The following is a 15,565-nucleotide window of genomic DNA, read 5'->3' as shown; positions in this document are numbered from 1 at the left end:
TCTTCGTTCGACTCACTATTTTTTGAAGAGAGAAGTGGATCACTTGCTCAAAATCGTCATTATCGGCGGCGGAAGCGCCATTTGGACCAAAAATATTGTAGGAGATTTAAGCCTGACGCCAACGCTTCACGGTTCCGAGGTCGTACTCGTCGATATCGACCCACAGAGATTGGAATCCGCAGGCGCTCTTTCAAGGCGAATTTCTAATGATCTCGGAGCTGGACTTGAGATCAAGACTTCGCTCGATCGTCGGGAGGCGTTGGTCGGCGCGGATTACGTTATCATCAGCATCAGTGTCGGCGGCAACGACGCCTGGCTGCAAGATATCGAAATCCCTTGGAAACAATTCAACATTATGCAAACGGTAGGCGATACGATCGGGCCCGGCGGTATTTTCCGAACATTCCGGCATATGCCGGTCATGCTAGAAATCGCGCTGGACATCAAAAGCATATGCCCAGACGCGTGGACAATACAATTGACAAATCCGATGACGCCGCTTTGCCGAGCGATCGAGAAACGAGTCGGAATCAAAATGATCGGCTATTGCCACGGAGTACAGGATACGGAAGGCTATCTGGCTCATGAATTTGGGATTCGTCCCGATCAAATCGAGTTGTACGGTTACGGTGTCAACCATTTTTTATTTATTCAAAGCGTGTTGATCGACGGCAAGGATGGCATGAAGCGGTTCGAGGAACATGCGGAGTCGTTTCGGGTCAATCATCCTTCCCTCTATGAATTGTGGCGTGCTTACGGGTTGTTCCCGGTCAACTGGGATCGCCATCCGGTAGAATTCGTGCCGTTCTTCCTGAACGCCCGCAGAGAGTACGGCAAATCGAACGGATTGAATCAGGAAGCGACTTACAGCCACATTGAAGCAAGCCAAGGCATCGTCAATACGATCCTTGGCGAGTTGAACTCTCCGAACCCGATGAAAATCAATCACTCTTATGAAAGAATTATCGAAATCATCGAAGCGTTGCACACGAACAAAAATTATATCGTTCACGTCAATGTCCGCAATAATGGCGCAATTCTGAACTTGCCTTTCGAGTGTAATGTGGAGGTTCCAGCCGTCATTAACCGTCACGGCTGCCATCCTCTTGTAATGGGTGAATTGCCGCGTGGTCTCGATAGCCTTGTACGGAGAATCGCCGAAGAACAGGAGCTGATTGTGGAAGCATCGCTTGCCGGCTCCCGTCAGATTGCCGTGCAAGCGATAGCTATGGACCCGCTGGTGGGCGATGTTAAGCTTGCCGGGGAACTGTTCGATGCGATGTTTCAAGCGCAAAAATCTTACTTGCTTCAATTTTCTTGAACGTGAAGGAAGGTGTTCATCCATGAAGGGCGGTAAGACGGTTCACGTTATTTTCAAGACGCACTTGGATATTGGATTTACAGATTTGGCTAAAAATGTACTGGATAAATATTTGCATGATTATATTCCAAGTGCGATCGAACTTGCAGACCAGCTGGCCGCCGAAGGCGGGCCAACTGGGTTCCGATGGACAACCGGTTCATGGTTAATTAATGAATATTTGCGGCGCTCAAGCGAAGAGGAGCGAAAAAAGCTTGAAGATTCCATTGCCAAAGGTCATATCGTTTGGCACGGGCTTCCGTTTACGACACACACCGAATTGCTGGACCCCGGATTGTTTTCTTTCGGATTATCGATTTCCAAAAGCTTGGACCGAAATTTCGGCAAATCGACGATTGCAGCCAAAATGACCGATGTGCCGGGTCACACAAGAGCGATCATTCCCCATCTGGCCAGGCATGGCATCCGATATTTGCACTTGGGTGTGAATCCCGCTTCCAAAGTTCCTGGCGTGCCGAGACTGTTTGTCTGGAAAGGCAAGGACGGCTCGGAGATCGTCGTCAACTACGCGGACGATTACGGGAACGTGCTCGAGATCGACGGCTTCGATCATGTTATGGTTTTCGCCCATACGGGGGACAACTGCGGGACACCTTCCGCGGAAGAAATCAAAAGGACGTTTTCTGATTTGGCGGGCAGTTTTCCGGGAGCCGACATTAGAGCCTCGACGATGGATGCTTATGCCGAAGCACTGATGGCGGTGAAAGACCGGTTCCCGGTCGTGCATGAAGAAATCGGCGATACTTGGATTCACGGCATTGCCACCGATCCGAAAAAAGTCGCTCAGTACCGGGTATTAATGCGACTTCGTAATCAGTGGCTGGAACAAGAGCGATTCGATTTGGACGGAGATGAGTACAAGGAATTCTCCACAAATTTGCTGTTGATTGCCGAGCACACTTGGGGAATGGACGAGAAGACGCATCTTTCCGATTTTACCAATTATTCAATAAACGATTTTAAGGCTGCAAGAGCTCGCGATATCGTGACGAGAGAAGCGATTCCCGCCAAATATAGCTACTTTGGATACTTTTGGGCGGATGAATCTGCGCAGCCGACGGATCGACTGAATACGACAGACTTAGCTGCCAAGTCTTACCGAAAGTTCGAAAGCTCGTGGCAAGAGCAGCGAGACTACCTGGCTACGGCTATCCGTGCATTGGATGCCGACAAACAAGCCGAAGCAAGGAGGGCTTTTAACGAGTTGGAGCCGGTCCGTGCCGACTTTCAGGATGTCCCTTCGCTTGATCTTCAAAGGACCTATGACTTAGGGTGTTTTCAGGTAGAATTCGCCAGAGACGGCTCAATTGCCAGGTTGACTGATCAAAGCGGGAAAGCGTGGGCGAATGAGGACTATCCCCTGGGCGTCCTGCGATATGAAACGTTCGGGGTTGAAAACTATAACGCCTGGTTTGAACAATATATCGAAAATATCGACAAAACTTATATCTGGGCCGAATCCGATTTCGGAAAGCCCGGTATGGAATTTCTACGGCCAAGACCGAAAAATCAAAGGTATTCGCCCGCAATCGTAGCGCTGCGAACAACTTCTGGAGCACAAGCCGATCGGGCATCGGTTCTACTTGGCTTGCCAGCCAATGCAGTAGAACAGTACGGGGCTCCCAGAGAGGTCCAAATCGAGTATTTGTTTTATCACGAAACCGCCAAGATCGACGTAACGCTGCAATGGTTTGATAAGCAAGCTAATCGATTGCCTGAAGCTGTCTGGTTTTCTTTCGCTCCGAAAGTCGATAATCCAAATCTATGGATGATGGACAAGATGGGAGAAAGAATTTCCCCGTTCGAAGTCGTAAAGGACGGCAACCGGAATTTGCACGCTGTGAACACAGGTATCTATTACCATGGTGCAGACGGAATAGTCGTAATCGAAACAGCGGATGCGCCGTTGGTCGCACCTGGGGAAAGAAGGTTGCTGCAGTTTGACAATACGTTCGTGCCGCTCGATGGCGGCATGCACTTCGTGCTGTACAACAACCTCTGGGGAACGAACTTTCCTATGTGGTATGAAGAAGATGCCAAGTTTAGATTCTCTTTGCTTTTCCGGAATTCGAAGGGCAATACGGCATATGACCACACGGCTTCTTTTGCCGAATCGCTCGGCTTCACGTTTGACTGATATTCCTCGGAATGCCAGATAGCACGTTGAACGAACCGGTCAGCATGGTGGTGCGTGCTAGTTGTCGCGGCTTTGTTTACGATTTAATTGTTTGCTCAACGATTTCTGACCGAAGGCATCGAGCGCATTGGATTCGGCGGCGAATAGTGGGCTGCCGGGTTTTGCAGAATGGGTAAGGCCATAAAGGGATTCTCCTTCGACGGCGGCAACATTAATCCGACGATGGGAGAATCCCTATCTTAACATCAGACACGAATTCGATAAGAAATTATGTAAATCGTAGGAAATGACAAATTTCCGTCGTTTGTAAAACGACAATTCGAATCATGCTTGCTATTATTATAATATTCTTGACGGTAGCAACAAGAGAAGCAATTTTGAAATGAAGTGCGCCCACAGGCCAACTATCCTATATAATGGATTTAATGATTTTCAGAGATGCCTTGTAGCAGTATGAAAAGACGACGAAAAGTGCTGATACCCTTGATTCTATAAGGCTTTTCAGGGTTTTTTGGTTCCCTTAGAGGGATGTACATTCCACATGCTTCCCTTTAGCGCGTCAGTTTCAGGTTCCAGTGTTAGCAATACCGTGGAGGGTCGAGTCCTCTCGACCGTACCACCCTAAGAATGAACTAGCTCTTGAATCTGTCCTTGTGACGGTTCAGGAGCTTTTTGTTTGATTGGGATTTGTAAGGCGTTGCTCATGACTCGAGCCGACGAAATCTTTGAACTGTAGTCAAGTCGAGCATAAAATTTCAAACCATTCCAACATGAAATCTGAAAATAGAATACGGGTTGGGCTTGGCTGCCCTGATCCTACGAATCGACTGCCTTTCTACGGATTTCGAGACCCAGATTGGTCTTACCGGCGAGAAGAAGTAAAAAATTTCAGCATCATGTAAAGATCCTCTATATTTCGCTTCATTGGAACGCTTTAAAATGAAGCTGCGTTCTTTTGAATCTAGTATATGGACGGAGGATGAATCCATGAAGAAAAAGCTATTCATCAGGTTAATTGCAATTGTATTGTCATTTTTCCTGGTGATCTCATCAATGAGTATAGGCCGAACTAGGGTGGCGCATGGGGCCGATATGCCGGCTACTCTTGAAGTCACGCAAAACCAATTGTCTGGAGGAGAGTCGATCAACCTTTCACAGACAGGCAATGTGGATTGGCTGCATATGAAAGGGAATGGTGTCAATAACGTCACCCAGATTAAAAAAGCGGGTTCGAGCTCCGTTGCGTTTAACGTATATGGAACTACAGGGTTCGAAGGCAAGATGGATAGAGGGGGGGATGCGAATTATTTGGCATACTCCTGGAACGACGGTATGGCAGGTTATGAGACGGGCGCGAATGATACTGGTTTCATGGTCATGTTTCCGCAGAACCGCGGCCCGGGAGATGTTACGGATACAGGCTACGATATTACGGTAGCGCCGCAGCCTCAAGCATCGACGGTCGTATTCGGCATCGGCATGTGGCAGGCGGAAGTGGACGTGAACATCTATGCCAACGGCGCGCTTTACGAGACGAAGAAGGTAAGCGCGAATGGAGCTTCGCAGGCTTACAAGTACCAAATCAAAGTGCCTGCAGGGGTAACATTGAAATTGGAAGCCCGCCAAACCAAAACGCTCTCCCAATGGGGAAACATGAGCTTCTCCGGACTCGCTGTCGGCATTGCGGAGGAGGAATTTACTCTCGATGTGAAACAAAACCTATTGTCCGGCGACTATGCGATGAATCTATCCCAGATCGGCGATATCGATTGGTTGCATATGAAGGGCAACGGTCTCAATAACTTTACCCAAATTAAAAAAGCGGGTTCGAGCTCTATTGCCTTTAACGCGTATGGAACTGTGGATATTGAAGGCAAGATGGATAGAGGGGGAGATGCAAATTATTTGGCATATTCCTGGAACGACGGCATGGCTGGCTATGAAACGGGCAACAATGATTCCGGTTTCATAGTCCTGTTTCCGCAGAACCGGAATGCGGGAGCGGTAATAGGTTCAGGTTACGATATTACGGTAGCTCAGCAGCCTCGGGAATCAACGGTCGTATACGGCATCGGGATGTGGCAATCGGAAGTGGACGTTAACATCTATGCGAACGGCTTACTTTATGGAACCAAGAAAGTAAGCGCGGGATCAACTGCGCAAGTGTACAAGTACCAAATCAAATTGCCTGCAGGCGTAACGTTGAAATTAGAGGTCCGACAAACCAAGACGCTTGCTCGGGATGGCAACATGAGCTTCTCCGGAATGGCTGTCAGCAGCCAGGAGGTTGCTGAGAAAACGAATTTGCTGAATGCCTATACAGCAGTGAAAGATATCGTGCAAGGATTGTATACGGATGACTCGTGGCAGTCGTTCGTAGACGCAAGAGACGGGGCGAAAATCATCCTGGATAAAACGGACGCGACGCAAGCGGAAGTTGACGGAGCCATATCCGCACTCTCGGCCGCCCAAACTGCCCTTGTCAGAAGAGTAACGAATATCATGATCGATTATGCGGGGACCGTAAATGGAGAATACGAGTTGGGAAGCCCTGGCGATCAACAAGACCGTTATCAAACCTTCACGGCGAAAGAAAACTTCGATATGGAGCTCGTTCAATTCAAACTTAAGAAGATAGGGACGACTCCGAGCGATCTCGTTGTACGGCTATACAACACAACGGGGGTAGGATTGCCTACGGGTTCGCCGCTCGCGGAAGCTACGGTCAGCGAGAAATGGGTCGCCGATGGCGATTTTACGACAGCCAAACTCCAGTATGGTCTTGTCAAAGATAAACGGTATGCTATCGTGCTGTCGCAAACCGTACTGAATCGGGATCAATATCGCTGGCTCGTCATGAACAAGAACGTGGAGACGAACGGCGAATATTTCGGCAAGTCGGTGTCGGGCGCTTTCCAGCAAGAAGCTTGGCTCGGTACGGGGATATTGCGAATCGTAAAAAATACATTCGTCGATCGCACTGACCTGCAATCGCGAATCGAGGAGCTTCGCCAATACAGCAGCAGGCTGTACACCCTGCAGTCCTGGGCGGTATTGGAGAGCCAATTGCAGCAGGCGACCGCCGTTATGAACAATGTCGATGCCTCCCAAGAAGTGATGGATGCTGCGCTGGCACAGTTGGAATCCGCCGCAGCTCAATTGGAGCTGTACACAAGCTTAGAGAATATAGCGGCGCAAGTGGATGCGATTGGTCGCGCGGTTATCAAAGGGTATACCGAAAGCTCGATTAACGCTTTGAACGATACGCTAAATGTCGTAAAAGCATTGGATGTCAACGCTTCGGATACCGATAAAATCAAAGCGTATTCGAGTGTGATAAACACGCTTGCCAACCTTAAAGCGGCAGGGAAATACAAATACGAAACGAACGGGGGAATGACGGCAGCCTTTGGTTTCGAGGGGGATAAGAACGCTTCGCTCGCGTTTGCGGATGGTTCTTATCAGATTGGCGGAGGCAGACCTATGCAAAGTGGACCGGTCGCTCCTAAACAGATGGTTACGTTCGGCGTGACGGACACGAGTGAAATCAAGTGGTATAACGCAGAAGGGTATTTGCCCGTATTTATCAGCGAATACTCCAAAGATAACGTACGTTATAAGATCGAATCGTTCGCGAATAAACGTTCGGTGGACAACAAAGATTATGTCGTCGATTATTCCCGGGTAACGGCGGTTAACGATTCGAATGAAACTAGACTGCTGCCGATCGTCTCCAACAATTTGATCCCCCTAAACGAAGCTGCTCAGAATGCGTATGTGATCAAAGCCGGTCAAACCGTCGTCAGAGAGTTCGCAATCGAGGCGGACAAGTTTGAATACTTCGACAACAATGTCACCAGCTATACTTCTTTGACAAGGGAACAAGTCGCGTCGCAAGGTTCCTTCGCCGATAACTACGATGAAATGAGAGCGTATTGGCTTTCGCGGCTATCGGAGCTGGTAGATATTGAATTACCTAATCAAGAACTCGTAAATGCCTTTAAAGCGGGTTATATCGATACGATGACGATTAAAGACGGCACTTATCTGCATGTTGGCGAGAACGGATACGACAGATTATTTTCCCATGATACGATCGGCATTATGGTTCAATTGATCCAGAGCGGGGACTTCCACTATGCGAAGGAATATTTGAAAAGCATTCCGCTGACGGGCGGAATCAATATCGAGACAGGCTTGGTAGACCCCGATCAGTACTGGGATGCGAACTGGAAGCTGCCGTGGGCTTACGCCGTTTATCTGAGTAAAACGGGAGACGCGTCACTCTTCCAAGAAACGATGACCGCGGATGACGGGTCCGTTGGCACCGTATTCGAGAAGAGAGTAAAGGTAGGCGCGAGAAGTATCGAAAGCGATCGGACGAACGAAGGCATCATGAAAAAAACGTGGGCCATCGATAGCGAGGGTTATTGGACCATCGATAACTATTCCGCATTGATGGGGCTAACGGCATATGAATATATTACCCGTGAATTATACCGAATCAATCAAGATGATTATTATTTGCACGAAGCGGAATGGGCCAAAGCGCAATATGACGATCTGCTGAAGAAATTTACGACGCGACTACAGCAAACGATTGCGGAAAAAGGCTTGGATTATATTCCGGCATCCGTTACGCAGAGCAATGATGAAAACCGTATGAAAGATTCAAGAGATGCAAACTGGGCATCCATGTACTTATTTGGAAGATGGTTATGGGATGGTTACTTGTATGGTGCCGAACAGCCTGCAAACAATATAAATCTAACGATGCTGGATGATACGTATTCATATGGCATCAACAGGCGTTTGGACGAACGCACGACGGATTCCTCATATAACTTCGGCGGGTACCCGCATGGATTTTATTCCAGCGCGTACAATGCCGGTTACGGCAGTGCCGCGCTGCGTGGGGAAGCCTACAGGGATATCGGGATCAAAGCATACGAATTTATGATCGAAAAATCGATGAGCGGGCCGTTCAGCTGGTGGGAAGGCATCGCGTATCCTGCGGCGAATAGCCCATGGGCCAGCACCAACGACAAATTAAACGTTCAGAATACGCCGGGTGGCGGCGGATCGGCCCCGCATATGTGGGGGCAGGCCGTCAATTCGAAAGTACTCATCGACTCGCTTATTGCCGAGAGAATTTACGACCAAAACCAGAAGTATGAAATCATCGTGGGCCGCGGCATTCCGAAAGAATGGGTTCTTGATGCAGCCAACAATCATAATGTAGTCGCAAAGGTAAATAACTACCCTGCGCTTCAAGGTGGTAGAGTAGGCTATACTGTTGTTCGAAACGCCAACCAACTCGTGGTGACTTTGAACACTCACATGGAGCAAGCTAAGATTGACGCCGGCAACGCAAGTTTCAGCATCCAGTTGCCGAGCATGGTGAACAATATCGTCAGTGCTACGACAGGTGTTGTCGATTACGCAAAAGGTTCGGTTACCGTCCCCTTTAGTACGCAATCTGTGACCATCACTTTAGGCGATCTGCCCGCGCATACGGATTTGGAACTGGATCAAGAAGCGCTGGAAATCGGATATGCGAACGGAGATTCCAGTCAATCTGTAACCCAAGACGTCATGTTGCCGACTGAGGGAGAGCATGGTAGCCAAATCACTTGGATGTCAAATAAGCCAGATATTATCTCGAATACGGGGAGAGTGGTACGCCCATCCAGCTCGGTCGAGGTAACCTTAACGGCAACCCTTCGGAAAGAAAGTGAAGAGCTGCAGAAGACTTTCGCATTGAAGGTCCTGAAAAAGGCAGATGAGGACAATCCCAACAACGGAATCAACAACGGAAACAACAATGGAAACAACAATGGAAACAACAACGGAAACATCAACGGAAACAACAATGGAAACAACAACGGAAACAACAACGGAAACAACAACGGAAACAACAACGGAAACAACAGCAATTCCGGCGGGACGAATCAGCCCAAAATGAAGGATATCCAGAACCACTGGGCGCAAGCGTTCATACAGGCGGCTGTTGAACAAAAAATCGTCAGTGGTTATCCAGACGGTACATTCCGTCCGAATGCAATCGTTAATCGCAGTGAGTTTACGGTTATGCTAGTCCGGGCGCTGAATTTCTCGACGGATGAATCGGGTCTTTCCTTCGGGGATTCGAGCCTCATTCCGGTTTGGGCGAAGCCGTACATTGCGAAAGCGGTACAATCCGGGATCATTACAGGCTATCCAGATCAGAATTTCCACCCTGATGGAAAGATTACCCGATTGGAATTAATCGCGATGATTGTCAGAGCCCTTCATTTGAAGACGGATGCGAAGGAAAAAGCGCCTTTCGCGGATGCGGAGAAAATCCCGCAGTGGGGACAATCTTATGTAGCGGCCGCCTATGAGGCAGGACTGATCGAAGGGAAATCGAATAATCGGTTCGCTCCAAACGATCAAGCGACAAGAGCGGAAGCGGTGACGCTCGTGCTTAAGATGGTGGAGTATTTGAAAACAAAATAGCAATTCAGGAAAGCTGGCGTCTATCCATACAGACGTCGGCTTTTCGATTTCTACAGGTAAAAATCCTCGGTTATTGTTAAATATCTTCCGTTCTAGGGAGATGCCCTTCCTTTTATGATAGAGACAGAAAAAGACACCGGGAGGGAAACGAGTCGATGAATGCAATACAAAAGAAAAAAGAAAAGGGAAAGGGAACGAGGACGAGTCAGGGGTACATCTCCTTGGCCAGTTCGCCTATTTTCGTAGGATATCTGTTCGTAGCTCCTATCATCCTCTTGATGGCGTGCTGGTTTTACTATCCGCTGCTCCGTTCCTTCATCTACAGCTTTCAGGATATTAACTTCCTGAATCCGTCCGCAGCCCGTTTCATCGGATTGGATAACTATAAGGCTATCCTGCATGATCCGGATTTCTGGAACGCTTTCCGCAATTCGGCCATCCTCACGGTTATCGCGGTGCCTGTTCAAACGATGCTCGCGCTCGTTATCGCCGTGGGGCTGAATAAAGGGATTCGGATGAAAGGCTTGTTCCGAACGCTCTATTACATGCCTTATATTACGTCAACGATTGCCGTCACAACCGTCTTCATGTATTTGTTCATGCAAAAGGACGGTATGGCGACTCGGTTTTTCCATTTGTTCGGACTGCAAGACGTATCATGGTACGCTAGTGTTACTTACGCGCTACCTTTCCTGATCATTTTAACCGTATGGACTTACGTCGGCTTTTTTGTGGTCGTATATCTCGGCGGGTTGCAGACGATTCCCGAGGACGTGTATGAGTCCAGCAAAGTGGACGGCGCTAACGCTTGGCAGCAGTTTTGGAAAATTACAGTGCCCATGCTGAAGCCGACGACCTTCCTTGTGTTAATGTCGGGCATCATTTATGTCATGCAAATATTCGATCAACCCTATGCGTTGGCACGTAACGGATCTCTCGGAAGTCCGGCAGGAGCAACGAGCACGATCGTCGTATACTTCTACAGCCAAGCTTTCAATTATAATCGCGCAGGGTACGGAAGCGCCGCAGCATTTATTATTTTTGCTTTTATCGTCATCGCTACTTTGATACAGAAGCGGTTCACGCGGGAGGACATATAGAGATGGAAAACGGAAAAAACAAGTGGCTGCGATATACGTTACTTGCGCTGTGCTCGCTCGTTTTCGTAGTACCTTTTGGATACGCGCTTTACACCTCCTTATTATCTAAAACGGATATCGATAAGCTCGTTCCGATTTACCGTCTTACGTTTTCCAATTACTCCGACATTCTGTTTAACTCCGAAATTCCGACATGGTACAAAAACTCCATTATCGTTACACTTGGGATTCTGATTGGCAATTTATTCATCAATACAACGGCTGCCTACTCGCTTGCGCGTCTTCGATATCCGGGCAAAAGTCTTATCTTTTTCCTCATTATCGGGATGATGATGATACCTTATCAGGTGACGATTATCCCTATGTATTCCATGATCGTTAAGCTGGGGTGGCTTAATTCCTACGAAGGTCTGATCTTACCGTTCCTCTTCCAAGGTTTTCTGGTCTTCCTGATGCGCCAGTTTTTCCTCACCATCCCCAAGGAGCTTGAGGAAGCGGCCGAGGTCGACGGGGTGACCAAGATCGGCACGTTTTTCCGGATTATTCTCCCTCTGTCGAAAGGGGCGATCGGAACGCAGATTATTTTCAGCTATACGGGCACATGGAATTCGTTCGTTTGGCCGGTGACGCTTGTTAACGATAGCCGGATGTACGTGCTGACTGTAGGCTTGAATACTTTGAAAAATCGTTATTTCGAGTGGCCGAACTTGACGATGACAGGGGTCATTCTTCTGACGATTCCGATCATCATCGTCTTTCTGATTTTCCAGCGTCATCTGGTACAGGGCATTGCGACTACCGGGCTTAAAGGTTAACCTGGAAGAAAATCGGGACCATAATCAAACAGATTGAGCGCGACCTCTTTTCAACCTACAATAGGAGTAACATAAGCGCTTTGGAATAAGCAGCCTGGGGAGCACGATGAGATGAAAAGAGTCAAGGACTGGAGTATTCGACAAAAGCTGTTTTCAACCTACGTGCTCCTCATCGTCGTGCCGCTTGGTATCATTAATTTCGTTTCTTATACGTTATTCATGTCTTCATTTGAAAATAGAATCGTCAATTCTTTCAAAGATTTAAATCAACAGATTATCTCCAACAGCGACACCTTTCTCAAAAACATGCTGAAAATATCGGAGAAGCCGTATTACGACCAGCAGCTTGTCGACATTCTGGCGAAGGATTATTCGATCATGGAGTACGAGATGTTCGAGCGCAGCCAAGCCTACCGGTATGTGAACGATACGTTCTTCAAGGATCTGCTCATGTTCAACGATGATATCGACTCCTTGGTCATCTATCCGCAGATGGGCAACTATGTTTACCGCAGAGGATACGAGGTCATCTTCAATTACGATTATTCTCCGGATCATGAGGCGTGGTATAAGAGAATCATCGATAGAGGGGGAGCTCCGGTCGTCATCGGGCTGCATACGGAGAAGCAGGTCAGTTCTCCTGCGAAAAACGTCGTATCCATAGGGAGAGTCATCGTAGATTCCAATTCCTATCGAAAGCTTGGCGTTTTCGTTATCAATTTGAAAAGCGATGCGTTAAGCAGCTTGTACAAAGGGCTTAAGTTCAGCTCCGATGTCGAGCAGGTTATAGTGGACGAGAACGACACGGTATTATTCTCGACGAAAAAGAGCGAAATCGGCAATTCCTTTGATTCGGTGTTAATGCGCTATGATCCGAAGCTTTCCGCTGCTGCCCAGGGTACGGGAGGAGGAACCGGCGATTACTATATCGTAAGCGATTCATCAGCGGTAAGCGGCTGGAAATTCTATAGCATTATTCACAAAGGGAGCCTGTTCAGCGAAGCGAATCAAATTCGAAGACTAACCTTGTACACGCTCATTCCTTTAACTGTAACCGCTTTCTTTGCGGCCTATATTTTATCGCGGAGAATATCAACCCCTATCCTCAGCTTGAGCAGGAAAATGCAGCGGGTAGAGTTAGGGGAATTTGACGTTACAGCGGCTTCGGACAGTCGGGACGAGATCGGTCATCTGGGGCGCGCCTTTAACAAAATGACAAGGGAAATTAAATCCTTGATCGGCCAGATCAAGGACGAGGAGTATAAGAAACGCAATGCGGAACTAAATGCGTTGCAAAACCAGATCAACCCTCACTTCATGTACAATACGTTAACGATGGTCAAGTGGATGTCCCAGGCGCAAAGGGCCGATAACATCACCGAGGTGCTGGATGCCTTGATTCGAATACTGACGTTCTCTACGAGGAACACGGAAGAGTATGTCACGATCGAAGAGGAAATGACGTTCATCCGCTACTATATGCAACTGTTGCAACTACGCTATTACCATGCGTTCGAATTCGAGTGCCGCATTTCCGACGAAGTTCTTTCTTACCGGACTTTGAAGTTTATCGTACAGCCGTTCGTTGAAAACTCCGTCTTCCACGGATTCATCGAGGAATCCCGGCAGTACAAGCTAACCATCGACGTGGAACGGGTAAATAACGCGATCTTGTTCACCATTCGGGACGATGGCGTCGGCATGGAGAAAGAGAGAATGCAGCAGTTGCGCCATCATGTGGAAGAAGGCTCGGAAAAAATCAACTCTATCGGAATCTCCAACGTATTCAAGCGGATTCAGATGCACTTCGGGTCGGATTACGGGGTTGATATCTACAGCGAATGGAAATCGGGCACGACCGTTGTCATCAGGGTTCCCGTTATAGCATCGGAACGTTCGCTAACGGAATAGGGGGCGAGGCGAATGAAGGTATTGATCGTAGATGACGAAAATTTCGTCCGAATGAATTTCAAATCGTTCATGGATTGGGAGGGACACGGGTATCAATTGATCGGCGAAGCCCGTAACGGACAGGAAGCGATCGATAAGCTGGCGGAACTGAAGCCGGACATCGTATTCCTGGACATTCGGATGCCGGTTATGGACGGACTGGAAGTGCTGCGTCAATTGAATACCCGATCGGATCCGTGCAAGGTTATTATTCTAAGCAGCTATAATGAATTCGATTACGTTCGCGAAGCGATGTTGCTCGGAGCCGTCGATTATATTCACAAACCCAGCCTTTACCCCGCACTTGTCTTCGAGACGTTGAATCGCGTACGCAGCCTCGTCGACGAGGAACGCAAGCAAACGGACCAGTTCGAGCAGTTGCGGCGTAACGAAAAGCGAATCAAGCCGGACTTGAAGGCGTTGTTTTGCAAAGGGTGGATCGAAGGCTCCGTTAGGCACGAATGGGAAATCGAGCAGAAAACGAAGCAACTGGAAATCGATCTTAAACAGCCTAACGTCTGCTGTATGCTTTTATTTATCGATAATTTCGAGGCGGTTCAGAAGCGGTACGCGAAGCCGCTCGATCATTTGGTCGGGTTCTCTGTGAACAACATCCTAAGGGAAATTTTTCGCAAGTTCGAGCAATTGGAGTTTTTTCAAGTGAGCGGCAATCAATTCGCCATCCTTAAATCGTATGCCAAGCTGCGCAGTTTGAATGACGTGTTTGAGCAGCAATGGCATTTGATCCGGACGATCCGAACGGCGCTCAAGCAATTTATGAACATCGGCGTCAGCTTTAGCGTAAGCGCATTGCACAGTCAACTGCTTAAAGTGCCGGCAGCTTACGAAGAAGCGCTTCGAGCGTCGGAAGACCTGTTCTTCGAAGGCGAATCGAGCGTAGTCTTCTATGAGAAAGTACCGCGCAGAAAGAGCGCGAACCACGAACGCGGTTACGAGGACCTTGCCAAACAGATTCGAACGCAAGCGGAAGCGGCCAAATGGGAGGAGGCGGATGCAAGCCTTCATACCCTTTTCGATACGATCGAAAAAAAACGCGATATCGGCAAGATGGAGACGCTGGATCTGAGCGTCAGTCTGCATTATTCGTTATTGGAAACGTGTTCGGAAGCGGATCGGAACGCGAATGGAAGCGGTTTTCCCTCGATCGAGGATATTATGGGGGCAGAGAACCTGGCGCTGGTCAGACAATTGTTGGCCACTGAGCTGGCTTACCTTCGCGGCAAGCGGCAGGAGACGGGAATATCGACGAATTTGAAAATCCAGAAGGTGCTTGCTTACATTCATAAATATTTCGATCACGATCTGACCTTGGAGGAGCTGGCCCATCATGTCGGTCTGAACAGCAGTTACTTGAGCCGACTGTTCAAAGAGCAGACATCGATGATGCTGATTCCTTACATCAACCAATATAGAGTGAAGAAATCGCTGGACGACTTGCTTGCCGGCAAACTCAAAACTTACGAGATTGCGGAAAAAGTAGGATTTAATAGCGCCGATAACTACTATATTGCTTTCAAAAAAGTGTACGGCCAACCTCCCAACGAGTATCGAAAATCGATATTGGAGGGAACGGGGAAGTAAAAATCGTCGATAGAATGTAAAGATTCACGATTTTTCGGTTCTCGTGAATTCCATATGATTGAAGTACGCCGAATGCAGGCGA

At 48.2% G+C, this 15,565-nt stretch carries 7 protein-coding genes; all 7 read left to right on the top strand.

All coding sequences use genetic code 11. From position 1 onward, the window contains the following. Positions 1 to 43 precede the first annotated feature (43 nt). The 7 genes from LKX83_RS03465 (at position 44) to LKX83_RS03435 (ending at position 15,483) form a co-directional block, all read left to right on the top strand. On the top strand, positions 44 to 1,321 hold the full coding sequence (locus LKX83_RS03465; protein ID WP_227880773.1) for a family 4 glycosyl hydrolase: 1,278 nt from the start codon (positions 44 to 46) through the stop codon (positions 1,319 to 1,321). A gap of 22 nt (positions 1,322 to 1,343) precedes the next feature. Next, positions 1,344 to 3,518, top strand: coding sequence for a DUF5054 domain-containing protein (locus LKX83_RS03460; RefSeq protein WP_227880772.1), 2,175 nt, complete (start codon positions 1,344 to 1,346; stop codon positions 3,516 to 3,518). 987 nt (positions 3,519 to 4,505) lie between these two features. Continuing rightward, positions 4,506 to 10,016 carry an S-layer homology domain-containing protein gene (locus LKX83_RS03455; RefSeq protein ID WP_227880771.1) on the top strand — a complete coding sequence of 1,837 codons (5,511 nt, stop codon included), beginning with the start codon at positions 4,506 to 4,508 and terminating at the stop codon, positions 10,014 to 10,016. A gap of 155 nt (positions 10,017 to 10,171) precedes the next feature. After that, positions 10,172 to 11,116: a carbohydrate ABC transporter permease gene (locus LKX83_RS03450; protein WP_227880770.1), complete on the top strand. Its 945-nt coding sequence runs from the start codon at positions 10,172 to 10,174 to the stop codon at positions 11,114 to 11,116. Between the two features lie 2 nt (positions 11,117 to 11,118). Beyond that, positions 11,119 to 11,931, top strand: coding sequence for a carbohydrate ABC transporter permease (locus tag LKX83_RS03445; protein ID WP_227880769.1), 813 nt, complete (start codon positions 11,119 to 11,121; stop codon positions 11,929 to 11,931). 111 nt (positions 11,932 to 12,042) lie between these two features. Continuing rightward, positions 12,043 to 13,842, top strand: coding sequence for a cache domain-containing sensor histidine kinase (locus tag LKX83_RS03440; protein ID WP_227880768.1), 1,800 nt, complete (start codon positions 12,043 to 12,045; stop codon positions 13,840 to 13,842). A gap of 12 nt (positions 13,843 to 13,854) precedes the next feature. Then, the gene (locus LKX83_RS03435) at positions 13,855 to 15,483 is read left to right on the top strand and encodes a response regulator transcription factor (RefSeq protein ID WP_227880767.1); all 1,629 of its coding nucleotides are present in this window, start codon (positions 13,855 to 13,857) and stop codon (positions 15,481 to 15,483) included. Positions 15,484 to 15,565: the final 82 nt, after the last annotated feature.

It is taken from the genome of Cohnella baijiui (assembly GCF_020731285.1).
Taxonomy (GTDB): Bacteria; Bacillota; Bacilli; order Paenibacillales; family Paenibacillaceae; genus Cohnella.
Note: the sequence above shows the minus strand (reverse complement) of the source record. Positions and strands in the feature narration are given on the sequence as shown.

Coding starts and splice junctions, on each gene's coding strand:
- LKX83_RS03435 (WP_227880767.1), top strand. CDS start 13,855: ATGAAGGTATTGATCGTAGATGACGAAAATTTCGTCCGAATGAATTTC.
- LKX83_RS03450 (WP_227880770.1), top strand. CDS start 10,172: ATGAATGCAATACAAAAGAAAAAAGAAAAGGGAAAGGGAACGAGGACG.
- LKX83_RS03445 (WP_227880769.1), top strand. CDS start 11,119: ATGGAAAACGGAAAAAACAAGTGGCTGCGATATACGTTACTTGCGCTG.
- LKX83_RS03460 (WP_227880772.1), top strand. CDS start 1,344: ATGAAGGGCGGTAAGACGGTTCACGTTATTTTCAAGACGCACTTGGAT.
- LKX83_RS03455 (WP_227880771.1), top strand. CDS start 4,506: ATGAAGAAAAAGCTATTCATCAGGTTAATTGCAATTGTATTGTCATTT.
- LKX83_RS03440 (WP_227880768.1), top strand. CDS start 12,043: ATGAAAAGAGTCAAGGACTGGAGTATTCGACAAAAGCTGTTTTCAACC.